Below are 23,749 nucleotides of genomic sequence, written 5' to 3' on the forward strand. Positions count from 1 at the left end.
GGTAAACGGCGGCCGTAACTATAACGGTCCTAAGGTAGCGAAATTCCTTGTCGGCTAAATACCGACCTGCACGAATGGTGTAACGACTTGGGCGCTGTCTCAACAGGGGACTCGGCGAAATTGTAGTTCCGGTGAAGATGCCGGATACCCGCGACGGGACGGAAAGACCCCATGAACCTTTACTCCAGCCTGGTACTGGGTTTCGACTCAGTATGTGCAGGATAGGTGGGAGACTGTGAAGCGGGAACGTCAGTTCTCGTGGAGTCGCCCTTGAAATACCACCCTTATTGTGTTGGAATTCTAACCTCGATCCTTGAATCAGGATTGGGAACACTGCCAGGTGGGAAGTTTGGCTGGGGCGGCCGCCTCCCAAAAGATAACGGAGGCGCCCAAAGGTTCCCTCAGCGCGGTTGGTAATCGCGCGAAGAGTGTAAAGGCATAAGGGAGCTTAACTGCGAGACATACAGGTCGAGCAGATGCGAAAGCAGGGCTTAGTGACCCGGCGGTTGCGCGTGGAAGCGCCGGAGATCAACGGATAAAAGGTACTCTGGGGATAACAGGCTTATCTCCCCCAAGCGTACATAGCGACGGGGAGGTTTGGCACCTCGATGTCGGCTCATCACATCCTGGGGCTGGACAAGGTCCCAAGGGTTTCCCTGTTCGGGAATTAAAGTCGGTACGCGAGCTGGGTTTAGAACGTCGTGAGACAGTTCGGTCCCTATCTGTCGTGGGCGCAGGATATTTGAGGAGAGCTGTCCCTAGTACGAGAGGACCGGGATGGACGAACCTCTAGTGTACCAGTTGTCTCGCCAGGGGCATTGCTGGGTAGCTATGTTCGGAAGGGATAAGCGCTGAAAGCATCTAAGTGCGAAGCCCACTCCAAGATAAGATATCCCGTGGGATAACCCACCTAAAGGCTCCTTGTAGACTACAAGGTCGATAGGTCACAGGTGTAAGCGCAGCAATGCGTTCAGCCGAGTGATACTAATCAGCCGTGAGGCTTGACCTTTTTATACATTTTTCAGCAGATCGCTTCTGTGCTTTGTTTGGTGCTCAATTCGTATTCAATTAAATTTTTCCTGGTGGCTATAGCGGAGGGGAAACACCTCTTCCCATTCCGAACAGAGAAGTTAAGTCCTCCAGCGCCGATGGTACTGCTTGGGAGACCTTGTGGGAGAGTAGGTCGTTGCCAGGAATTTAAAAAAGCCCGGACATAAAAATCCGGGCTTTTTTTGTGTTATACAAGATCAAAAGAGTACTTGACAAAACCCATTTGTTTTGCAATTATACGCGCCTTATTTTCCGAATTTCAAAACGAGTATTTAATACTGGTATTAAGGAGGTTACAGTGAATAGATATACACCTGAAAATATCAGGAACATCGCCCTGTCGGGACACGGCGGCACGGGCAAAACGTCCGTTGCCGAAGCCATGATGTTTTCTGCTGGTGCAACCAATCGACTCGGTTCAGTGGATGAGGGAAATACGCTGTCGGATTATACCGATGCAGAGATTGAGCGCCAAATCTCTATCAGTACATCCATGTTGCACTGCGATTGGAAGGGCACCAAAATGAATATTTTGGATGCTCCGGGTTATGCCGACTTTATTGGCGATGCAAAGACCGCGATTTGGGCGTCTGATATTGCTCTTACGCTGGTCAATGCGGCCAGTGGTGTAGAGATTGGAACGGATAAGGCATTCGGTTTTGCCGATGATTTTAATCGCGCAACTGTGTTTTTAGTCAATCATGTCGATAGAGAATTTGCCGATTGCGATGGTGCGGTTTCAGCAATTCAGGAGCATTTTGGAAATGGGGCTGTTCCCTTTCAGATTCCGGTCAATGCCGGTGAAGGGTTTAATCAGATCATCGATATTTTGCAGATGAAATTGGTAACCTATACCGATGGCAAAGCCGAAACTTCAGAGATTCCCGAAGAATGGCAAGATCAGGCTGAGGACTTGAGGGAACAGGTGGTTGAAGGGGTTGCCGAAAGTGACGACGATTTGATTGAGCGCTATTTAGAAGAAGGGGAATTAACAGATGAAGAGATCGCACAAGGATTAAAAATCGGGATGACCAATCGCACCTTGTTTCCCATTTTTGTGAGTGCAGCCAGCAAAAATATCGGTGCCGACTTATTGCTCGATTTTTTGTCTTCCTTCGCGCCGGGTCCGCTCGACTTGCCAATTCCCACGGCATATAAAGAAGGGTCTGAAGAAGAAGTGGCACTTACTGTAAGCGATGATGATTCTTTGGCTGCCGTGGTGTTTAAAACGATTTCCGAGTCTGTGGGAGATCTGTCATTTTTGCGCGTGTATTCCGGCAGTGTCGAATCTGGCGACGATGTGTTTAATCCCAATCGCCGTGCCAATGAGCGCATCGGTCAAATTTATTCGATGAGTGGCGGAAAGCGCGATGATATGGACGTTGTGGGCGCAGGTGATATTGGCGCGTTGATCAAGCTAAAGGACACGCATACGGGCAATACGCTTTGCAGCAGAAACTCGCGTTTGCAAATTCAGCCGGTCGAATTTCCACACCCTTTGATTCGCGTGGCCGTAGAACCCAAATCGCGTGGCGACGAAGACAAAATTAGCACGGGATTGCACAGCATTCACGAAGAAGACCCGAGCTTTATCGCCGGGTATGACGCGGAATTGCGTCAGATTATAGCCCAGGGACAGGGCGAGTTGCATTTGACGGTTGTGTTTGACAAGTTGAAGAGCAAGTTTGGCGTGGATATAGAGGTGACTGAACCGCGAATACCGTACCGCGAGACCATTCAGTCGCGCGCAGAAGCTCAGTATCGGCACAGAAAACAAAGCGGTGGACGCGGTCAATATGGCGAGGCTTATTTGCGCATCGCGCCCAGGCAGCGCGGCGATGGTTTTGAATTTATTGACGAGGTTGTAGGTGGTGCGATTCCCGGGAAATTTATTCCGGCTGTTGAAAAAGGTGTTGTGGAATGCATGGAACGCGGTGTGCTCGCCGGATATCCCGTTGTCGATACACAGGTTACGGTTTACGATGGGTCCTTCCATCCAGTTGACTCTTCTGATATGGCTTTTAAGCTGGCCGGTTCCTTCGCATTTCAAAATGCATTTATGGATGCCAGACCCATTTTGTTAGAGCCTATTTATAAAGTTCACGTCGTTGTTCCCGATTCCTATATGGGAGATGTGATGGCGGATCTAAATGGGCGACGCGGGCGCATTCAAGGCATGGATCCCGAAGGCAATTTCCAGGTCATTCACGCCGAGGTTCCACTGGCCGATCTTTACAAGTATTCGACTTCTTTGCGCTCTATGACGCAGGGTACAGGCGATTATACCATGGAGTTTTCACACTACGAGTCTGCTCCTCACGATGTGACACAAAAGGTTATTGAGGATTCCGAACACGATCGCGAGTTGGTAGAAGCATAGGGAGATGGCGATGTCAGCCGGGCGCAGGTTCAGGACGGCACTGGATGCAGAACGACCCTTGCAGATTGTGGGTACTATCAATGCCGCATCTGCGCTGATGGCAAAACAAGCGGGATTTCGCGCGCTTTATCTGTCTGGTTCGGGCGTGGCTGCTGCCTCTTATGGATTGCCCGATTTGGGCATTACAACGCTGGATAATGTTGTCGAGGATGCCCGGCGGATTACAGATGTGGTGGATTTGCCACTGCTGGTTGATATCGATACCGGGTTTGGCGGTACTTCTTTTTCTATTGGACGCGCAGTAAAGACGCTGGAAAAAATTGGCGTTGCTGCTGTTCACATTGAAGACCAGGTATTGCAAAAACGGTGTGGACATCGCCCGGGAAAACAGGTGGTATCTACCGAGGAGATGTGCGACCGAATCAAAGCAGCGGTTGATGCGCGTTCAGACGGCGAGTTTGTGATTATGGCGCGAACGGATTCCGTGGCCAATGAGGGTTTGGAATGCGGCCTCGATCGCGCCCGGGAATACATTGCCGCAGGTGCGGATGCGATTTTTGCAGAGGCTTTGTGTTCGCTGGATGAGTTTCGCGCATTTGTCCGCAGTCTCTCTGTGCCCGTGCTGGCGAATCTCACCGAGTTTGGACAAACGCCTCTGTTTGGTCTGGACGAGATGAGAGGTACGGGTGTCGCCATGGTGTTGTATCCTCTCACGGCGTTTAGAATGATGAATGCGGCTGCTCAGCGGGCGTATAAAATTCTGCGGACACAGGGCGCGCAGGGCGCGTTGATAGACGAGATGCAGACGCGTGAAGAACTTTACGAATTGCTGGATTATTACGGGTACGAGGCGCAGGTTAATCGACTTTATGGCGCGTGAATCGCCTGAGGAGATTTTACGGGAAAAGGTCGTGAGTGAAAATGCTCACGGCCTTTTTTTGAGAGGAGGATACTGTGAGTAAACAGACGGCAGGTTTGAGAGGTGTTAAGGCTGGCAGTACGTCGATTTGTACTGTGGGGGCAGAAGGTCACGGTTTGCACTATCGGGGCTATGCTATTGAAGACCTGGCACAACATGCCTGTTTTGAGGAAATCGTGTATTTGTTGTTGTGGGATGCGTTGCCCACTGAAAGGGAATTGGATGCGTTGAAAACGCAGTTGCGGGCGCACCGGCAGTTGCCAGATCTGGTTGTGCGGATTCTGCGTTCGCTGCCTTCAGACGCGCATCCGATGGATGTTTTGCGAACCGGTGTATCGGCGCTTGGTATTGCCGAGCCTGAGCGGGATTGGGGGGATGGTGTGGCTGTGGCAGTGAGGCTTATGGGTGCATTGCCATCTATGCTGGGGGTCTGGCATAGAGGTGCGGATGTTTTGGATGTGGATGATCACGCAACTTATATCTTGCATATGCTCAAAACGGAGACGCCTTCGGAGTTGGAATGTCGGATGATGGATGCGTCGTTGATTTTATATGCCGAGCACGAGTTTAATGCTTCGACATTTACGGCGAGAGTATGCGCCTCTACGCTTGCCGATTTTTATGGATGTATCACCGGGGCAATTGGCACTTTGAGCGGGCCTTTGCACGGGGGTGCAAACGAGCGGGCAATGGAATTGATCGAGCAGTTCGAGACTCCCGAAGACGCGGCAACAGGTGTGCGAGAGATGCTGGCGCGCAGAGAATTGATTATGGGGTTTGGACACGGGGTTTACCGCGTGCGAGATCCGCGCAATGCGATTATTAAAGATTGGGCGCGTCAGGTGAGTGAAGCAATGGAAGATATGCGTCTGTACGAGATTTCTGAAGCGATTGAGCGGGTTATGTGGGATGAAAAGAAGTTGTTTCCAAATCTGGATTTTTATTCGGCAACAGCGTATCATATGGCCGGTATTGAGACGGCGCTTTTCACCCCCATATTTGTGCTCAGTCGCTGTAGCGGTTGGGCTGCTCATGTGGTGGAGCAGCGGGCGGATAACAGGCTGATTCGACCTCTGGCGGAATACACGGGGGTAGAGGCGCGAGATTATGTGCCGTTGGAAGAAAGGGGCTGATAGCTTGAGGATTGCTATGGATGATCGGGCGCCGGATAGAGAACTGGTGACTATCGCACAGTACGTGCTGGATTATGAGGTGAATTCCGCGGAGGCTTTTCAGACGGCTCGTTTGTGTCTGATGGATAGTTTGGGGTGTGCGGTGCTGGCATTGCGGTTTTCTGAGTGTACGAAGATGCTCGGTCCTGTGGTGCCTGGAACCATTGTGCCGCACGGTGCACGGGTGCCGGGTACTGATTGCGAACTCGATCCGGTGACTGCCGCGTTTAATATTGGGACACTGGTGCGGTGGCTGGATTTTAACGATACGTGGTTGGCGGCGGAGTGGGGCCATCCTTCGGATAATCTGGGTGCAATTCTCGGGGTGGCAGACTGGATGTCGCGCACGCAACGCGCACAGGGTAGAGAAGGACTGGTGATGCGGGATGTGTTTGTTGCGATGATCAAGGCGCATGAGATTCAGGGTGTGATGGCATTGGAAAATAGTTTTAATGCCCGGGGACTGGATCATGTGATTTTGGTGAAGTTGGCGAGTGCGGCTATCTCTGCTGGGCTGTTGGGTTGTGATGAGGGACAGGTGGTCAACGCCTTGTCGCAGGTGTGGTGCGATTTGGGTCCTTTGAGAACCTATCGCCATGCGCCCAATACGGGGTCGCGCAAGAGTTGGGCGGCGGGAGATGCGACAGCGCGCGGTGTGTTTCTGGCATTGCAGACAAAGCGCGGTGAGATGGGATATCCAACGGCTCTGTCTGCACCTGTATGGGGTTTTTACGACCGCTTGTGGAATGGCGACCGGTTTCAGTTTCAGCGTGTGTACGGTTCTTATGTGATGGAAAATGTGTTGTTCAAGGTGTCTTTTCCCGCTGAATTTCACGCACAGACAGCGGTAGAAGCCGCGTTTGCGTTGCACGATGAGGTGGCGCCGCGTTTGGATGCAGTGGAGCGGGTGGTGATTGAGACACACGAAGCCGCTATGAAAATTATCGATAAGACCGGTCCGCTGTACAATCCCGCAGACCGGGATCACTGTTTGCAATATATGGTGGCTATAGGGCTGATTTTTGGCGATTTGACTGCAGATGACTATGAAGAGGAGCGCGCAGGAGACGAGCGCATTGATGTGTTGAGAGAGAAGATGGTGGTGACGGAAAACGCGCGGTTTACACGGGATTATCACGATCCGCACAAGCGGTCAATTGCCAATACTGTGCAGGTGTTTTTCAAAGATGGATCGGCCACAGAGGCCGTGACGGTTGAATATCCCATTGGGCATCGAAGAAGGCGCCAGGAGGCCGCGCCTTTGCTGGTGGAAAAGTTCGAGGAAAATATGACGACGCGGTTTGAGATGCGTCAGGTGCGCGATGTGTTGGCTGTGTTCGAAGGGTCAGATTTGGATGCTATGCCCGTGTGGAGATTTATGGATATGTTGCAGATCCGCGCGTCGTAAATAGCGGATTTCCTGTTGCACAATGGTGGGGTTCTGACTACATTTGGATTGGGATAACAGGATATGAGGAAAGGAGTATAGAAGGATGGCTGGACATTCTAAATGGGCAAATATCAAGCATCGCAAGGGCCGTCAGGACGCGGCTCGAGGCAAGGCGTTTACCAAATTGATCCGAGAGATTACGGTGGCTGCCCGCGAGGGTGGCGGCGATGAAGCGAATAACCCGCGTCTGCGTGCGGCTGTTCTGAGTGCGAAGGCTGAAAATATGCCTATGGTCAATATTGACCGCGCGATTAAAAAGGGTACGGGAGAGCTTGAAGGCGAGTCTTATGAAGGTGCGATTTACGAGGGGTACGGGCCGGGTGGTGTGGCCATGTTTATTGAAACTCTGACAGATAATCGAAATCGCACAGTATCCGAAGTGCGGCATTTGTTTAGCAAATACAATGGCAGTATGGCCGAAAGTGGTGCCGTGGCGTGGGTGTTTGAGCAAAAGGGCCTGGTTTCTGTGCCCAAAGAGGGCGTGGAAGAAGAAGAACTGATGCTGATCGTTTTAGATGCTGGCGCCGAGGATATTGTAGAAGAAGAGAATATCTACGAGGTTTATGCATCTCTACCCGATTTTGAAAGTGTTCGCAAAGCGATTGAAGAGGCGGGCATTGAAATTGAGCGCGCTGAGTTGACGCGCGTTCCGCAAAGTACTGTGCCCATTGAAGGCAAAACCGCGCAACAATTGTTGACCTTGATGGAAGTGCTCGAAGACAATGACGATGTGCAGCGGGTATATGCCAATTTTGAGATTGACGACAAAGAACTATCAGTTCTGACAGCTTGATTCCCCCTCCCCCTTCCTACTTCCTAGTGAACTGGTCTGAGAAACGACCAGTTGTACATCGTTCCACACTTCAAAAGGCGGTTCGCGTGATCATTCTGGGTATTGATCCGGGTAGTGTGGTAACCGGTTTTGGTCTGGTTGAGCACCAGAACCGGAAAAATCGGTTGCTGAAATGCGGCTGTATTCGCCCCGGTAATAAATTGTCTTTCCCCCAGCGGTTGCTCTATATCTACGATCACTTGCTCGCGCTGGTCGCAGATGCAGGCCCGCATGAAGTTGCGCTTGAATCTGTTTTTTACGGTGTCAATACGCAATCGCTGATTAAGTTGTGTCAGGCGCGAGGGGCTATTTTGACGGCTCTGGCCAATTCCGATTTGCCCATTTTTGAATACGCGCCCCGCGAAGTGAAAAGAGCGGTTGTGGGCCGGGGGAGTGCGTCCAAAGAACAGGTGCAGTTTATGATCCAGCGCTTGCTTGGGAAAGAAGCAGTGGATCAGGGATTTGATGCGACAGACGCCGTGGCGATTGCCCTGTGCCACGCGCATCAGAAGGTTGCCGTGCAGGGACCTGGGATACGGCAAAATAAATTGGCAGAGAAAATTGAGGCGTTGAAACAGGGGGGTAGGGAACAGAGTCGTTTTGATGAGAAACTCAAGGAAATCGGCGTGAGTGCGAAGTCGCGGCGGCGATTGAACCGAAGGGGAAGATGATATAATGATTGCGTTTTTAGAAGGACAACTGGTCGAAAAACACCCGACCCATGTCATTGTCGATGTTCAGGGCGTGGGGTATCACGTCAATATTTCGCTGTCGAGCTATGAATCGCTTGTGGTTGAGGATGGGCGCGTAAAAGTTCTTACGCATTTGCATGTGAGAGAAGATGCGATGACGCTTTACGGGTTTGCCTCAGTGTCCGAGCGCGATTTGTTTGAGCGCCTGATCGCGGTTTCGGGTATTGGACCGCCGATGGCATTGAAAATTTTGTCCGGGATTCCCATTGCGGATTTCAGGCGGTTGGTTGCCGCAGAAGATGCCCGGGGGTTGACGCGCATCAAAGGCATTGGTCAAAAGCTCGCGCAGCGCCTGGTGCTGGAAATGAAGGACAAAATTGGCGATATTGCGCCAGAAGATTTTACTTCCGATGCCGTTGAGCATGCAGATCCCGATGTATTAGACGAAGCCGCTGCTGCCCTATCGGGTTTGGGCGCGAATCCGGTACAGGCGCGCAAAGTTGTTGCGACTGTCTTGCAGGAGTTGGGCGACGACGCGCCGATTGAGGAAGTGATTAAGCGGTCATTGAGGAGTATTTAGCGGTCATAAGGCTATTTTATGGATGAACGATTTACCGATCCCGAGTTTCAGGATGGCGACGAACTTGAGCGCGACCAACGGATTCGTCCGATTCGATTTGACGATATGGTCGGGCAAGAAAAGGCGAAGACGAATTTGCGTATTGCCGTGGAGGCTGCGCGTCATCGCAATGAGGCTATGGATCACATTTTGTTGCACGGGCCTCCCGGTCTGGGCAAAACGACGATGGCTTATGTGATAGCGCACGAGCTTGGGGTTGAAATTCATGTGACATCGGGACCGGTGCTGGAGCGCCCGGCTGATCTGGCGGGGATTTTGACGAATTTGAATGAGCGCGATGTGCTGTTTATCGACGAGATCCACCGCATGAATCGGGTGGTAGAAGAGCATTTGTATTCGGCGATGGAGGATTTTACACTGGATATTATGATCGATAGCGGGCCGAGTGCCAGGTCGTATCAAATTCCGCTTGAACCCTTTACTCTGGTGGGCGCAACAACGCGAATGGGGCTGCTCACAGCGCCGATGCGAACGCGCTTTGGTTTGCTGGAGCGGCTGGATTTTTACGCCCCGGAAGAGTTGCAGGCCATTGTGATGAGGGCTGCGCGTATTTTGGGTATTGAGATTGAAGAGGATGCCGCGCATGTGATTGCCCACAGGTCGCGGGGAACAGCGCGCATTGCCGGGCGTCAGTTGTCGCGGTCTCGCGATTATGCACAGGCGCGTGCCGATGGGGCGATTACAGAAGAAGTTGCGGTTAAGGCACTGGCATTGTTGGGGGTGGATGCAAAGGGGTTGGATGAAATGGATCGGCGATTGTTGGAAACGCTGATCGATAAATTCGACGGAGGTCCCGTTGGTTTGAATAATCTGGGTGCTGCGCTGAGTGAAGAGACAGATACGCTGGAGGAGGTGTATGAACCCTATCTAATTCAGGAGGGGTTCCTTGTGCGCACGCATCGGGGGCGTCAGGCAACGGCGCGGGCGTATTTGCATTTGGGGAAGACGCCACCCGAAGATGGGTCACAGAGTAAGTTGTTTTGAGGTATTGCAAGTTGACAAAATTTTTGGGTATTGAGACTTCGACACCGGTATGCAGTGTGGCTTTGGCCTGCGATGCTCGCGTGGTTGTGGAATACACGTTGGAATTGGGTTCACATCATTCGGAACGGTTGCAGCCGATGGTTGAAATGGTGTTGCGGGAGGCGGGTTTAAGTGTTGGCGATCTGGATGGCGTGGCTGTGGCTGCTGGTCCCGGGTCGTTTACGGGGTTGCGTATCGGTATGGGTCTGGCAAAGGGGTTGTGCCGCGGTGCGAATCTTGTGTTTGTGCGCGTGTCAACCCTTGCGGGCATGGCTTTTGGGTCGGGGGTAGAGGGGGTGCCTGTTTGTCCTATGCTGGACGCCCGGCGAGGCGATGTGTATGCGGGGGTATATGATCTCGTTGCAGGGGATCCGATTTCGAGAATGCCCGATCGCGCCGATGCGGTTTCCAATTGGGTCACGCGTCTGCCGCGTCCCGTGACTGTGGTGGGAGATGGGGCAGAGGCTTATCGCGATGTTATTGTCGATGCGTTGGAAAGAGATGCGTATTTTGCAAATGCAACTCTGGGACGCCCCACTGCTGGGGCTGTTGCATTGCTGGGTCAGGCGCGTTGCGAACGGGGAGAGGTGGATGATATGGAGACGGCAGAGCCTTTTTATTTGCGGCCAACACAAGCAGAGCGCGTGCGAGAAGCGCGGTTGAGTGGTGATGGATAATTCGATGACACCCGTGCTGGTGGAGATGGTCCCTTCGCATTTCGACCGGGTTATAAAGATTGAAACGGCTGTTTTTTCTTCTCCCTGGAAACGCCGCGATTTTGAGTTTGCGCGCAGTCGCAAAAACGGTTTTTGCCGGGTGGTTATGGTCGAGTGCGAGATTGTGGGCTATGTTGTGGGTTTTTTGATTGGTCGGGAATTTCATCTGGTGAATTTGGCTATTGCGCCTGATTTTCAAAGAAAGGGGCTGGGCAGAAAAACGCTGAAAGCTGTATTTGATCTGTTGGAGACAAGGGCGCGCGTGGTGTCTCTGGAAGTGCGTATGTCCAATTGTGCTGCGATTGATCTCTATAAGAAGATGGGGTTTGAGACCCTGGCGATCAGAAAAGCGTATTATACACATCCTCGCGAAGATGCGCTCGTGATGTTAAAACCGCTCAATACCCGATTGTCCGATTGGGTGTCGCAAGTGTTGCAAAAATAAGCAGGGCGTTTAAGGTGGAACTTTAATCTCCCCAATACAGATTGTGTCCTTGCCCGGGGAACCATAAAAGATCGACGCTCATGCTCACAATGAGCGATAGGGTGTATCCCACGATCATGCCGATGAAAAAGGGTTTTGCCCTGCGATACAGCGCGATTCCTCCCAGGCGGAAGATGATAAATTTAATCAGATAGGTGAGAAATACGGATAAAATGGCGGTGCGCGCCGAATAAAAGGTTACAACTGTAAAGCCGATGGGATGGAGAGGCCACCAGGTGAATCGGTATTGGCACAGGGTCAATATGCCCATTGTCAGCGCGCCAAATGCCGTAAATGCCATTCGAAGACCGTAGTGGGTCTCTTTGCCAATGTCGCGGATGGACGACACTATGCCATCGTAGTAGCGCGGTGCGGCAACCCGGAACATGTACGAGCCAAAATTAAACGCACCGTCGGTATAGCCCAGATAAATTGTCGATGCGGCGGCGGCTATGAGTGAGAACACAAATGCAAATGCGATGGTCAAGCCCAGTACGCGTGCCCGATTGCCCAGGTTGACGCTCAATCGGGCGGCATGGGCGGCAGCGGGCATGGTGAAGCTTTTGCCATTTTGATACATGCTGCCCACTTGTTGCCGCATCGCAATTGTGTTTGGAGATAGTGAATCAGGCGGTGCAAATCCCATAATGCCCGTGCCAAGGCTGCTGGGCGATTCCAGGAATACGAGTCCGGTCATTGCTACGATTTTGGCAAATCCAGTGTAAAAAACAAACCAGAATACCGTGACCAATACGGCCCAAAACGGTGTCATCCCTCCCTTGAATAACCAGAACATGGCAAATAGCGCACAGGCGAGAAATGTGGTGACTGCAGTGCGGTAGGACATCAATTCGTTCTGGTCGTCCATGTTTTTTGTCTGGTGAAATGCTTGTTGGAAGACCGCCTTTATGTGGGTTCGCGCAATCCACAATCCCCACAGACAAAAGACGATAAATCCCCCCAGTGCTTGCTGTCGCGTGCCGGCAAACTCACCCAGGCCCTCTGCCAGACCCAGCCGATTGGTCATCCCTATTTGAAGCCAGGTAAGTACCCAGAATACCCAGATCGAAAATAAGACCTGTAGATCGGTAAAGTACGCAAACCCGATAATTAAGAAGTTGAGCCGTCCGTGCAGGAAGGGCACGTACCGTCCCAATGAGATTGTGTAATTTTGGATCCCTACGGTAATTACGGGGAAGCTGGGGTCGAAGTAGCCGATGATGTACCACAGGACGATAACTGAGGGAATGGAGAAGCCAGCCCAGAATAGCGGCTGTTTCATGTATTCGGGAAATCCCTTTGGTCCCGCTGTTTCGGCGAGTTCTTCGGCTACTTGTGCAAAGGGAAAGGGCAACCGTTCTTGTTCGACCCATTGTCGGCGCAGGATTGTCGCCAGTGCGACTGATCCCAGGCCGAGCGAGGCGATAAAGCTCAGCCACCAGAATGTGGGGCGTATCCAGATTGCCCAGGGGATGGTTGCGTTGCGAGGTAGGCCCTCGTAAAACCAGGCCAGTTGATCTTTGGCATCTTCGACGACGAGATAGGGTTGAACGAGGCCAAAGACGTATTCTTCCCAGAGGTTTTCCGGCGTTGCCATGTAGTGCATTACGGCATAGGTTGCCAGTACGCGCCCGAGCAGTTCATTGATGGACATGCTCACATAGCCTACCGCAAAAATGAAAATCAATTCCCAGGGCTGTAATGCATATCCCAGAGCGCGTAGCACGGGATTTACGATAAAGATCAGTACCAGAAATGGCATAAAAATACCCATCGGTATCATGCCTTCGACCAGTGATATGGTGTGCATGTAGTGATGGGTATAGGGTATGATTGCGTTGATTGATACGGTGATCAATACGGCCAATGCAATTGCCCACCAGGGCGATCGTTGTGTCAGGGGTTGGGGTTCCTGTATGTCGTTTGTTTGTACTGACACAATAGATCAGGCTCCTTCTCCCGGGAAGCCCTCTTTGCGAATGCGTTCGCCCACTGCGAGCAGTACTGGTACATCTTTTTCATCGAGTGATCCATCGGGCAGGGGGCCGGTGTTTAACAATAAATTGCAGCCGCTTTCTCGCGCTGCTGTCAATGCCGTCCAAACTTCTTCCTCATTTTTGTGGTGGCCTCCTTCGGCGAGATAGCCCCAGGATACGCCTTTTCCTCCTGGTCCAGAACACATTGTGGTGCAGATTTCCATGGGTTTGTTTGCCTGTTCTACGGCCTGATGTTCGGGTGCCTGAAAGTCTTCAGTGCCCAGCAAGCCCTGTTTGTAGGAGACCAGTACCTGTGGTTGTACGCTGTGGATATAGTCGTAGAGTTCCTGACTCTTAAATTTTGCTTTGTCGCCATTGTTGGGAACGGCAACCCCATCCAGCCAGATTGCGGCTACGGGTCCGTAATTTGTGAGTAGTTCTGTGATTTGCGCCTGCATGAAGTTGAGATATATTTGCAGGTTATGCGCGGAGCCAGTGGCATAGCTCGGTTCGGGCGGGTCATATTTGGGTCTTGCCTGTCCTCCCCATTCGTCGTTGTTGGGGGCATGTGGATGTTTCCAATCTCGTCCATGGGAGTAGTACAAACACAATCCGAGTGCGTGTCGATCACACGCTTCGGCCAGTTCTTTGATCAAGTCGCGGCCCGCCGGGGCATTGGTGCTGTTGAAATCCGTTTCGGCTGTGTCGAATAGGCAAAATGAGTCGTGATGCCGCGTGGTGATGTTGATGTATTTCATCTCGCAGTCAACGGCAAATTGCGCGATGCGCTCGGCATCGAAGTTTTCAGCGGTGAAGTCGTCCACGAGTTTTGCGTATTCGGCAACGGGTATGAGTTCTCGCAGTTGCACCCATTCGTGCCGTCCTATTAGAGAGTAGAGTCCGTAGTGTAAGAACAGGCCGTAACGCGCTTCGCGGAACCATTGTAGTGCAGCAGCACGCGGGTTGTCGGCGTAGAGGTCGGCGTAATTTTTCAAATAATTGGGGATATTGCTCATGGGGATCTCCGGTTGTAAGTGGGGTCAACTATGCTTGTAAGAATTCAGGTACGCTGAAGTACCGCTCGCCCGAGTCGCAAATGATCGTTGCGACTCGCTTTCCAGGGCCGAGGTCGCGGGCGATTTGCAGGGCGGCGAATACATTTGCTCCGGCAGATATGCCTGCGAGGATGCCTTCTTCGCGGCCCAGTTTGCGAGCTGTTTTGATGGCGTCTTCGTCGCGTACGCATATTAGTGCGTCAAAGATGTCGCGGTTGAGTACGGAGGGTACGAATCCTGCGCCGATGCCCTGGATGCCGTGTAGTGCTGGCTCTCCGCCCGATAGGACCGGGGATTTGGCGGGTTCGACTGCGATTACGCGCACATGGTCTAATTCGGCTTTTAAGACTTCGCCCACGCCTGTGATGGTTCCTCCCGTGCCTATGCCTGCGACAAAGGCGTCGAGGTGACCGTCAACGGCTTCTAATATTTCCCGGGCTGTGGTTTGGCGGTGTATTTCTGGGTTGGCGGGGTTGTTAAATTGCTGTGGCATAAAGGTCGTTTCAGGTGATTCATTGACGATTCGTTCGGCTTCTGCGACAGCGCCGGGCATGTCGAGGTCGCCCGGGGTTAATATCAGTTCGGCACCATAACTTTCGAGCAGGTCGCGTCGTTCTCTGCTCATGGAGTCGGGCATGGTTAATATCAGGCGATAACCCCGTGCGGTTGCGACCATTGCCAGACCAATGCCGGTGTTGCCACTGGTTGGCTCGACGATGGTCATGCCGGGCTTTAAGTGTCCGTCGCGTTCTGCGGCTTCGATCATGGAGAGGGCTATGCGATCTTTTACCGTACGAGCCGGATTCAGAGATTCCATTTTGACGACGACTTCGGCCATGTCGGATGTCGCCAGACTGTTTAAGCGAATCAGGGGCGTGCCGCCGATCAATTGCATGAAGTCATCGACGATTACGTTTTCTTCAGGCATACGTCACCATCCTCCTACTTGCGTTCGATCTACGACATCTTTGGAGAGCATTCGCAGCGCGTCGCCGATGCCTTGCGTGCGGGCGAGGTCGCGTTGGCTTGCCGCGTCGTAGATGCCGTAGCCGCGCATGCGTTCAATTTCCCAGAGTGTTTGTTTTTCCCGCGTGTCGTAGAAAGCCATTTTTACATAGACGGAGATTTGATATTGTTCGGCACTCGCTTGACCGCCATAGGTAAAGGGTTCTTCTTTGATTTCGAGGACAGTGCCTTGCAATACGGCATCGGCCTGATCTTCTTCGACTACGCGCAGAGCACCATCAGAGACAAATCCCTGTATTAAGCTGTCTGTAAATGCCTGGTGAATACCGGCTTCGAGGCTTTCGTTGTCGAGCAGTGGTACAGCGACGGAACGGATGCCGCCACTGCCCGTGGCTGATGTGGAGTAATAAGCACAACTCAAGGGTAGATACATGATGAGGAGTAAGCAGTAAGCTAACCACTTTTTTGTTGCGCTCAATTTTTTTCCTCCTCAGGAGCTTCGTTTTCAGTGGTATTATCTTCTGCTTGCTCTTCTGCCTGTTCTTCTGCTTGCTCTTCTTCTGATGCGTCGTCCTTTTTGAGTTCATCTACATAGTTCATTCTCAGTTCAAATAATACGTGTTCCATTAATCTTTGCTCGTTGTCGTTTAAGTTGCCTTTTGTTTTTTCGTCCAGCATGCCGAGGATGTCAATCATGTTTTTGGCCTGTTCCAAGTTGCGCTCAATCTGGTTGGTTACCGGATTCATCACTTTGCCCAGGTTTTGCAATGCCATGCCCTGAAACATCATGACCAGTTGCATGAATAACAATTCGTTTTGTTGATCTTGTGTCGGTATGTTTTGGTCGGCCATCTCTGCGCTCTCCTTCTTGTTTTTGGTTGCAGATATATTGAGCTTAATATTTCAAAACTTCTTATTGATGTCAAGGCGATGTTCGCTGTGCTGTGAATGTACGAGAAATACGCGCTTATCGAGTTGCACAAAATGCGGATTTTTTTATTTTAGTGCTGCTTGCAAATAGGCCAATACGGTTTCCGCGTCGTTATACCCTCTGGTGATAAAGGTTACTGACGCGTTGTTTCTTATGACGAGGCTTGGAAATTGATTGGCATTCATCGACCGCCTGATGTTAAATCCATCCTGCATCTGTTGTTCTGTTTCGGGTGAGGATAGATCGCATGCAAATTGCTGTGTGTCTAATCCGATTTCACCCGCCAATGCGACGAGGACCTCTGTATCCGATGGGTTGCGCGCTTCCCAATAATAGGCGCGTTGAATTGCCTCGAACATTTCAGTTCCCGCTTCCTGATTTTGAGCCGCATAAAATGCCCTGCAAGATGGATATGTGCATCGCCGCGGTTTGCATTTTTCCCAAAAGTCCCAGTTAAAATTCGCGCCTGTTATCGTCGCTACTTCGCGCCATGCGCGCTGGATATGCGAGCGCATCACATCGGGCATGGGGTCATCGGTGTCGCGTGCCAATCCTCCCATGATATATACGGGTGATAACTCGTCGGGTACGGCTTTTTTTACTTTTTCGAGCACTGGCTGAAATCCCCAGCACCAGGAACACATGGGGTCGGCGACGTAATAAAGTGTTTTCATGGGTTTCTCCTGTTGTATAATGGGTAGTTGCTATCTCGCCAAATTACGAAAGGGGTTAAAAATAATACGTTATTTCATTCTGATCTTATGGATCCTGCTCTTGATGGGAAAGGCAGATGCGTCGTTGCGTCAGGTTTTTGACGCATTTATTGCCGGGCACTATGAGGAGGCAGAGACGCATTTGCAAATGCTCTTAAAAACATCGTCGGATAAAGGCGAGATACACTTCTTTTTGGGGCGATTAGCAGCTTGGGATGGCAGAACAGATGATGCTTTTGACCATTTTGAGAAAGCTACTAAATCCGATTCCCAAAATGCCGATTATTATTATTGGCTGGCGCAAATTTATGGTCAAAAAGGGATTAAAGCCAGCATTTTTAGAAAACCTGGATACGCCCGCAATGCAAAAAAAGCTGTTGAGAAAGCCATTGCTTTAGATCCAGACTACATTCAGGCACGGTTTTTCTTGATGGGCTATCACCTCAATGCACCGGGTATTTTGGGGGGAAAGAAAAAAGAAGCTCAAAATCAGGTTGATCAGATTAAGATGCGCGATCCTATCAGGGGGCTTTTAGCACAAGCTCAAATTTATGGCAGCAAGGATGAGTGGGATAAAGCCGAACGAGAATTGAGAACCGCGTTAGAAAAAGATCCGTTCAATGACTTGCCCGTTTTACAGCTTAGTGGGTATCTCAGTCGAACAGAACGCCGTGAAGAAGCCGTTGAGTTGCTCGATTCTTATGTGCAACAAAACCCTTTTTCCAGCCGTACCTTAAGCACCCTCAGTACATATTTGTTGAATCTCAAACAATTTGACCGGGCATATCGCGCTGCGGAACAATGTCTCCAGATAACGGTCGATTCCCTATCGGTAAGGCGCGATACAACGATTTCATCATTTGAAAAGATAATAACATTTCAAGGACGTAAATGGAGAGCATTATACACGTTAGGACGCCGATCTGCAGAATCTGGGGATAGACTTGACCTCGGTCTTGAATACTTCAAAGAGTGTCTGCAAATTCTACCACCAGGTTCAGACCGAACAAGAGGTAACGCATATAACCGGATAGGACAAATTTATCTTCATCAAAACGAAATCCAAAAGGCTCGCGAGGCGTTCCAAACTGCTCTCAAGTGGAGGCCCAAACAAGAATCTGCCCGCAGAGCACTCGAAAAATTAGATAAAGAAAAAAATAAATAACGGGTCGTATCCCAAGACGGTTCACCTGTGCGTTAGAGAAACTATTTGCATGGCGTTGCCATGCGCCATATCTTGCGAGAGAGTGTAAGTTTATTTTTTCTTCCCCCCCTTTTCAAAGGAGGCTTGCGTGAAAATTGAAGTCACTGTGAACGGGGAGCATCAAAGTCACGACGTCGAACCGCGGATGTTGCTCGTGCATTTTTTGCGCGATGTCGTCGGGCTTACTGGCACGCATGTGGGCTGCGAGACCAGCCTTTGTGGCGCGTGCAGTGTGATGCTCAATGGAGATGCTGTCAAATCGTGTACGGTTTTGGCAGTGCAAGCCGATGGTGCTGAAATTACTACCATTGAGGGCCTTGCCCAAAATGGTGAATTGCACCCTATTCAGGAGGGCTTCTGGGAGTGTCACGGATTGCAGTGTGGTTTTTGCACCCCGGGCATGATTATTGCCGCGCACCAGCTTTTAGAACGCAATCCCAAACCCAGTGAAGCCGATATTCGACGCGGTATAGAAGGCAATTTGTGCCGCTGTACAGGGTACCAACACATTGTCGATGCGGTTCAATACGCATCGAAAAAAATGACCACATAAGGAGGCGCCCCATGCCTGTTAGCAAATCTGTTGGCGCCCGTATTAAGCGCCGAGAAGACCCCCGACTGATTCAGGGCCTTGCACATTACGTCGATGACATCAAGTTGCCCAATTTGTTGCATGTCGCGATTTTGCGAAGCCCTTATGCCCATGCGCGCATCAATAGTGTTAATACCGATGCGGCTCAAAATTTATCCGGCGTCAAGTCTGTTGTCACTGGCGATGATGTCAAAGACGTCATTGGTGGGATTCCCTGTGCGGCTACAGATCCGGAGGGATTTCCGGGTATTAAGGTGCCCCACCATCCCGTGCTCGCTACGGGAAAGGTGCGTTTTGTCGGCGAACCCATCGCCGCTGTTGCAGCGACAGATGCGTACATTGCCCAGGATGCACTGGATTTGATTGAGGTCGATTACGAACCTCTCGATGCCATCAATTCGGCTGAGGCTGCTTTTGCCGATGGCGCGCCTGTTATCCACGAAGATTGGGACGATAATATGGCTTTTACCTGGAGTATTGCCGGGGGCGATGTGGATGCGGCTTTTGCCGAGGCCGATCATGTCGTCAGCCAGCGGATTGACCATCAGCGCCTGGTTCCCAATCCGATGGAGACGCGCGGCGTGGTTGCCCAATATTTGCCCGGTAAAGATCAGCTCAACTTGTGGTCATCTACGCAAATTCCACATTTGTTGCGCACGCAAATTTCCGTTATGCTCGGTATGGCCGAGAACCATGTGCGCGTTATTGCGCCCGAAGTGGGCGGTGGTTTTGGCTGTAAACTCAATGTGTATGCCGAAGAGGCTCTGCTCGGGCATATGGCGAAATATCTCGGGCAGCCCGTGAAGTGGATTGAAGGGCGGCGTGAAAATTTTGTGCATACGATTCACGGACGCGATCAGACCGGGGATGTCGAGCTTGCGGTGAAAGACGACGGTACGATCCTCGGTCTCAAATATACGGTTACGGCGGATGTGGGGGCTTATTATCAGTTGCTCACGCCAGCCATTCCCACGCTTACGGGATTGATGCTGTGCGGTTCTTATACATTTAAAAATGTGCAGATGAATCTCACGGCCGCTTTTACCAATAAGATGGCGACGGATGCCTATCGGGGTGCGGGACGTCCCGAGGCCACGTATCTCATCGAGCGCATGATCGATGTGGTGGCGCACGATCTGGATCTGGATCCCCTGGAGGTGCGGCGCCAAAACTTCATAGGCAAAGATGCCTTTCCCTATGAAACGGGGACTGCTCTGGCTTATGATAGCGGCGATTATACGGCTGCGCTCGACAAGGCGCTCAATATCGCCGATTATGACGCTTTGCGCGAGCAGCAGGCCCAATTGCGCGAAGAGGGCCGGTACCTCGGTATTGGATTTTCCACTTATGTGGAGATTTGCGGTATGGGTCCTTCTGCTGCGATGCCCGCTGGTGGATGGGAAAGCAGTACTGTGCGCGTAGATCCCACGGGTAAGGTTACTGTGCTCACGGGTGTATCGCCCCACGGACAGGGGCAGGAGACCACTTTTGCCCAGCTTATTGCCGATGGTTTGGGCGTTGATATTGACGATATTCGCATTATCCACGGCGATACGGATGCGGTGCAATACGGGATTGGTACTTTCGGCAGTCGCGCGACGGCTGTGGGTGGTACGGCGATGGTGCATGCGATGGGTAAGGTGAAAGACAAAGTGGTCAATATCGCCGCGCATCTGCTGGAGAGCAATCCACAGGATATCGTGATTGAAGATGGCAAATACTGCGTTCAGGGTGCGCCCGAGTCGGGTCTTACTTTGGGCGAAATCGCGATGGTGGCTCATGTGGGTGTGGAACTTCCCGAGGGAACAGATCCCGGTTTGGCCGAATCGCACTTTTTTGAGCCACCGAATTTCACCTATCCCTTTGGCACGCATATCGCCGTGGTCGAGGTGGATGCAGATACGGGAGAGGTCGAGATACAGCGTTATATCGCCGTTGACGATTGCGGGAATATTATCAATCCGCTGATTGTTGAAGGCCAGGTACACGGCGGTATTGCACAAGGGGTGGGACAAGCCCTTTACGAGGAAGCCATTTACGATGAAAGCGGGCAGATGATCACCGGTTCATTTATGGATTATGCTTTGCCCAAAGCGCACAATTTCCCGCGCTTTGAACTGGCGAATACAGTCACGCCTTCGCCCGTCAATCCAATGGGTGTCAAAGGTGTGGGCGAAGCGGGTACGATTGGTTCCACGCCCGCGATAGCCAATGCGGTGATTGACGCACTGAAACCTTTTGGCGTACGACATATCGATCTGCCTTTGCGCCCTGAAAAACTCTGGAAACTCATGCAGGAGACTTAAACGATGACCCCCTTTGATTATCACGCACCCAAAACTCTGAGAAGCGCGATGCGGCTGGTGCAGGAGTTCGGCGACGATGCCAAAGTCCTGGCGGGCGGTCACAGTCTGATTCCGTCTATGAAATTGCGTCTTGCCGCGCCTTCGGTCGTTATTGATCTGGGCGGTGTTGCTGGCTTAAAAAGAGTGATAGCGGGCAATGAGACCATTACCATTGGTGCTTTGGCCACGCATTATGCTGTGGAAAGCCATCGCTTGTTGCCTTCAAAATGTTCACTTTTGCCCGAGACCGCAGCGGAGATTGGCGATGCGCAGGTGCGGAATCGAGGCACTGTGGGTGGGAGTATTGCCCATGCCGACCCGGCTGCGGATTGGCCAGCGACTATGCTCGCTCTCGATGCACAATTCGATATTGCTGGGCCAGATGGTGAACGCACGGTTGCTGCGTCTGATTTTTTTGTGGATCTCTTTATTACGGATTTGCAACCCGGTGAGGTCCTCACGGGTATTCGCATTGCGACGCCGCCCGAGAATTCGGGTGGTGCGTATGTCAAGATGCGACAATCTGCGTCTGGTTTTGCCCTTGCAGGCGTTGCGGCTCATGTCACTCTGGATGATGCGGGCAACTGCGCTTCTGTGGCTGTGGGTGTTACCGGTGTTGCGCCTGCGGCGTACCGCGCACATGCGGTCGAAGACGCGCTTGTGGGGCAGGGTATTGACGCTGTGGCCGATGCAGCGGCCCATGCGGCTGATGGTGTGGAAGAATTTCAGGAAGATCACCACGCGTCTGGCGATTACCGCGCCCATTTGGCGCGCGTGTTTGCCCAACGGGCATTGAGCCAGGCAATTGAACGCGCAGCTTGATTTTACAGCCCCCTTCTCTTTCGGGGAAGGGGGCTGTATTTTTTTAGGAGGCGTTTTGAAACTCACGGGTACACATACCATTGGCGCGACGGTTGAGCGCGCTTTTGAATTGCTTATCGATCCCGAGGTGCTCGCTCGTTGTATGCCCGGTTGCGACAAGCTGGAACACAGGGAAGATGGAGTTTATGACATGGCCGTTTCAGCGGGGATTGGTCCCGTTCGCGGCAAATACACGGGTAGTGTCACGCTTTCAGATATTCAACCGCCCGAGCGCTATACGATGGTGGTCGATATCAAGGGCACGACCGGGTTCGTCAAGGGGGAGGGTGTTGTGGAACTCGCCCCTGAAGGCGAGAATACGCGGATTTCATTTGAGGGCGATGTGCAAATCGGCGGGCCAATCGCTGCTGTGGGGCAGCGCATGCACGCCAGCGCAGCCCGTTTGATGACGCGACAACTCTTTGGCGCGATTGACGCGGAGGCGCGTGCGTCTGAAGGATAGGATGTCAAACTTTTTGAAGGCTTAACAAGATGTCGTTTATTGATTGGAACAAGTATCCCGCTAATGAAGTCGCGCCCGGCGTGCGCATTCGGACGCCTTATGGGGAGAATTTGATGCTCTCTCGCGTTGAGTTTGACGCGGGTGCTGTCGTGCCGATGCACAGCCATCCCCACGAGCAGGGGGGGATGATGCTTGAAGGGAAGATGAAGTTCACGATTGATGGCGAGACCCGCACGGTTGAACCCGGCGAAGCTTTTCTGATTCCCGCCCATGTGCCACATCGGGCTGAGGCAGTAGATGGTCCCTGTGTGGCTCTCGATATTTTTTCGCCGATTCGCGAGGATTATGTCGAGCTTGCCAACCGCTATATTCCGTCTGAGGACAAAACGTAATATTTTCCATTCACGGATCGTTTATCTTGTCTTTCTTTTTTTTTCGCGCTTTTAAGACCTGTTCGATATTTCTGATATTTCTGTTGGGACAGTTTTGTACGCAGAGTTATGCGAGTGATGTAAGTGAAAGAGTAAAAAAGCTCGAGATCGGGACGTATGTCGAGGGTGCGTATTTTTCCGGCGCGCAAAAAAGGCGTTTTCGAGGCTATATCAATCGCACACAGGGTTATGTGGTTACAATTGTCACAAATCAATTGCCCTATAGACGCCGCATCCCTTACCGGTCTATTGATCATTTGCGCGTAAAGAAGACGAAAAGAATTGCCGTGCAGTTCAATCCCCAGGCGCGGCGATTTTTGACCCGGTCCAGCGTCCTACCTGGGCACCGGGCAGTTATTGGCATTTTGGAGACGGCAGATAGCCGGTTTGAGGGTATTATTGCCAGTGTGAGCGATTCTTTGATCGTGTTGGCGGATACGCATAAGCGCGATGAGTATAAAATCCTGACGGCTTCGGAACTCGATCAACTGTCGATTAATCTGAGCAAGACCTCTCATATCAGGAAGGGTTTCAAAGCCGGTCTGGTTACGGGTTTCTGTATTGGTGTTATTTTTTCTTCGTCCGATTTGAACAGGAGCACCGAGACCGGCTGGTCGGCTCTTGCCAATATTATTCTGAGTCCCAAAACGGTTGTTATTTCTGGGGTTGGTGCCGGTATCGGTAGTATTATTGGTAAACTTGCCAGCTACGAGACCTGGCAATCTATCCCATTGGATCGCCTCAAATTCAACCGCTCTCACACGCCTTTGTCCCTTTCTGCATCTTATTCCTTTTGATTTGATATACGAGTTTGCCTCTACGAGTGGTCCTTTGTCTCTGTGAGATTGCAATCT

General features: G+C 51.6%; 23 protein-coding genes and 2 rRNA genes. 19 read left to right on the top strand and 6 right to left on the bottom strand.

What is annotated here, in order from left to right:
• From OXG87_13670 to rimI, 12 genes are all read left to right on the top strand, one after another.
• A 23S ribosomal RNA gene (locus OXG87_13670) occupies window positions 1-1,009 on the top strand; the annotation flags it as partial.
• A 69-nt stretch (window positions 1,010-1,078) separates the two neighbouring features.
• Window positions 1,079-1,195 (top strand): 5S ribosomal RNA (rrf, locus tag OXG87_13675).
• A 153-nt stretch (window positions 1,196-1,348) separates the two neighbouring features.
• A complete protein-coding gene (fusA, locus tag OXG87_13680; protein MCY3870604.1) occupies window positions 1,349-3,430 on the top strand; it encodes an elongation factor G in 2,082 nt (693 codons plus the stop codon).
• 4 nt (window positions 3,431-3,434) lie between these two features.
• On the top strand, window positions 3,435-4,310 hold the full coding sequence (gene prpB, locus OXG87_13685; protein ID MCY3870605.1) for a methylisocitrate lyase: 876 nt from the start codon (window positions 3,435-3,437) through the stop codon (window positions 4,308-4,310).
• Window positions 4,311-4,384: 74 nt separating this feature from the next.
• Window positions 4,385-5,482 (top strand): 2-methylcitrate synthase, encoded by a 1,098-nt coding sequence (locus tag OXG87_13690; GenBank protein MCY3870606.1) that lies wholly within the window; start codon window positions 4,385-4,387, stop codon window positions 5,480-5,482.
• Window positions 5,483-5,498: 16 nt separating this feature from the next.
• A complete protein-coding gene (locus tag OXG87_13695; protein MCY3870607.1) occupies window positions 5,499-6,929 on the top strand; it encodes a bifunctional 2-methylcitrate dehydratase/aconitate hydratase in 1,431 nt (476 codons plus the stop codon).
• 85 nt (window positions 6,930-7,014) lie between these two features.
• A complete protein-coding gene (locus OXG87_13700; GenBank protein MCY3870608.1) occupies window positions 7,015-7,764 on the top strand; it encodes a YebC/PmpR family DNA-binding transcriptional regulator in 750 nt (249 codons plus the stop codon).
• 86 nt (window positions 7,765-7,850) lie between these two features.
• Window positions 7,851-8,474 (top strand): crossover junction endodeoxyribonuclease RuvC, encoded by a 624-nt coding sequence (ruvC, locus tag OXG87_13705; protein MCY3870609.1) that lies wholly within the window; start codon window positions 7,851-7,853, stop codon window positions 8,472-8,474.
• A 4-nt stretch (window positions 8,475-8,478) separates the two neighbouring features.
• The gene (gene ruvA / locus OXG87_13710; GenBank protein ID MCY3870610.1) at window positions 8,479-9,075 is read left to right on the top strand and encodes a Holliday junction branch migration protein RuvA; all 597 of its coding nucleotides are present in this window, start codon (window positions 8,479-8,481) and stop codon (window positions 9,073-9,075) included.
• 18 nt (window positions 9,076-9,093) lie between these two features.
• Entirely contained in the window at window positions 9,094-10,119 is a 1,026-nt protein-coding gene (ruvB, locus tag OXG87_13715; protein MCY3870611.1) for a Holliday junction branch migration DNA helicase RuvB, read from the top strand.
• A gap of 11 nt (window positions 10,120-10,130) precedes the next feature.
• Entirely contained in the window at window positions 10,131-10,835 is a 705-nt protein-coding gene (tsaB, locus tag OXG87_13720) for a tRNA (adenosine(37)-N6)-threonylcarbamoyltransferase complex dimerization subunit type 1 TsaB (GenBank protein MCY3870612.1), read from the top strand.
• Window positions 10,828-11,319, top strand: coding sequence for a ribosomal protein S18-alanine N-acetyltransferase (rimI, locus tag OXG87_13725; protein ID MCY3870613.1), 492 nt, complete (start codon window positions 10,828-10,830; stop codon window positions 11,317-11,319). Before tsaB ends, rimI begins: the two co-directional genes overlap by 8 nt.
• Before the next feature lie 22 nt (window positions 11,320-11,341).
• Here rimI and OXG87_13730 read toward each other — a convergent pair whose 3' ends face one another.
• The 6 genes from OXG87_13730 to OXG87_13755 form a co-directional block, all read right to left on the bottom strand.
• Entirely contained in the window at window positions 11,342-13,297 is a 1,956-nt protein-coding gene (locus tag OXG87_13730; GenBank protein ID MCY3870614.1) for a hypothetical protein, read from the bottom strand.
• 6 nt (window positions 13,298-13,303) lie between these two features.
• Window positions 13,304-14,350, bottom strand: a complete 1,047-nt coding sequence (locus OXG87_13735; GenBank protein ID MCY3870615.1) for an alpha-L-fucosidase — start codon at window positions 14,348-14,350, stop codon at window positions 13,304-13,306.
• Window positions 14,351-14,378: 28 nt separating this feature from the next.
• Window positions 14,379-15,317, bottom strand: a complete 939-nt coding sequence (gene cysK / locus OXG87_13740; GenBank protein MCY3870616.1) for a cysteine synthase A — start codon at window positions 15,315-15,317, stop codon at window positions 14,379-14,381.
• Window positions 15,318-15,320: 3 nt separating this feature from the next.
• Window positions 15,321-15,833, bottom strand: a complete 513-nt coding sequence (locus OXG87_13745; GenBank protein MCY3870617.1) for an LptE family protein — start codon at window positions 15,831-15,833, stop codon at window positions 15,321-15,323.
• Entirely contained in the window at window positions 15,830-16,207 is a 378-nt protein-coding gene (locus tag OXG87_13750) for a DUF1844 domain-containing protein (protein ID MCY3870618.1), read from the bottom strand. Before OXG87_13750 ends, OXG87_13745 begins: the two co-directional genes overlap by 4 nt.
• A 144-nt stretch (window positions 16,208-16,351) precedes the next feature.
• On the bottom strand, window positions 16,352-16,960 hold the full coding sequence (locus OXG87_13755; GenBank protein MCY3870619.1) for a DsbA family protein: 609 nt from the start codon (window positions 16,958-16,960) through the stop codon (window positions 16,352-16,354).
• A 103-nt stretch (window positions 16,961-17,063) separates the two neighbouring features.
• Between OXG87_13755 and OXG87_13760 the strand changes: the two genes are divergently transcribed.
• The 7 genes from OXG87_13760 to OXG87_13790 all read left to right on the top strand — a co-directional run bounded on the left by OXG87_13760 (window position 17,064) and on the right by OXG87_13790 (window position 23,692).
• Entirely contained in the window at window positions 17,064-18,164 is a 1,101-nt protein-coding gene (locus OXG87_13760) for a tetratricopeptide repeat protein (GenBank protein ID MCY3870620.1), read from the top strand.
• A gap of 127 nt (window positions 18,165-18,291) precedes the next feature.
• A complete protein-coding gene (locus OXG87_13765) occupies window positions 18,292-18,756 on the top strand; it encodes a (2Fe-2S)-binding protein (GenBank protein MCY3870621.1) in 465 nt (154 codons plus the stop codon).
• Window positions 18,757-18,767: 11 nt separating this feature from the next.
• Window positions 18,768-21,101: a molybdopterin-dependent oxidoreductase gene (locus tag OXG87_13770; protein MCY3870622.1), complete on the top strand. Its 2,334-nt coding sequence runs from the start codon at window positions 18,768-18,770 to the stop codon at window positions 21,099-21,101.
• A gap of 3 nt (window positions 21,102-21,104) precedes the next feature.
• Entirely contained in the window at window positions 21,105-21,962 is an 858-nt protein-coding gene (locus OXG87_13775) for a xanthine dehydrogenase family protein subunit M (GenBank protein ID MCY3870623.1), read from the top strand.
• 55 nt (window positions 21,963-22,017) lie between these two features.
• Window positions 22,018-22,464, top strand: a complete 447-nt coding sequence (locus OXG87_13780) for a carbon monoxide dehydrogenase subunit G (protein MCY3870624.1) — start codon at window positions 22,018-22,020, stop codon at window positions 22,462-22,464.
• A gap of 29 nt (window positions 22,465-22,493) precedes the next feature.
• Complete coding sequence (locus OXG87_13785; protein ID MCY3870625.1) at window positions 22,494-22,856, top strand: cupin domain-containing protein; 363 nt, start codon at window positions 22,494-22,496, stop codon at window positions 22,854-22,856.
• Between the two features lie 26 nt (window positions 22,857-22,882).
• A complete protein-coding gene (locus OXG87_13790; protein MCY3870626.1) occupies window positions 22,883-23,692 on the top strand; it encodes a hypothetical protein in 810 nt (269 codons plus the stop codon).
• Window positions 23,693-23,749 lie beyond the last annotated feature (57 nt).

The sequence above is a fragment of the Gemmatimonadota bacterium genome, from assembly GCA_026706845.1.
Classification (GTDB): Bacteria; Latescibacterota; UBA2968; order UBA2968; family UBA2968; genus VXRD01.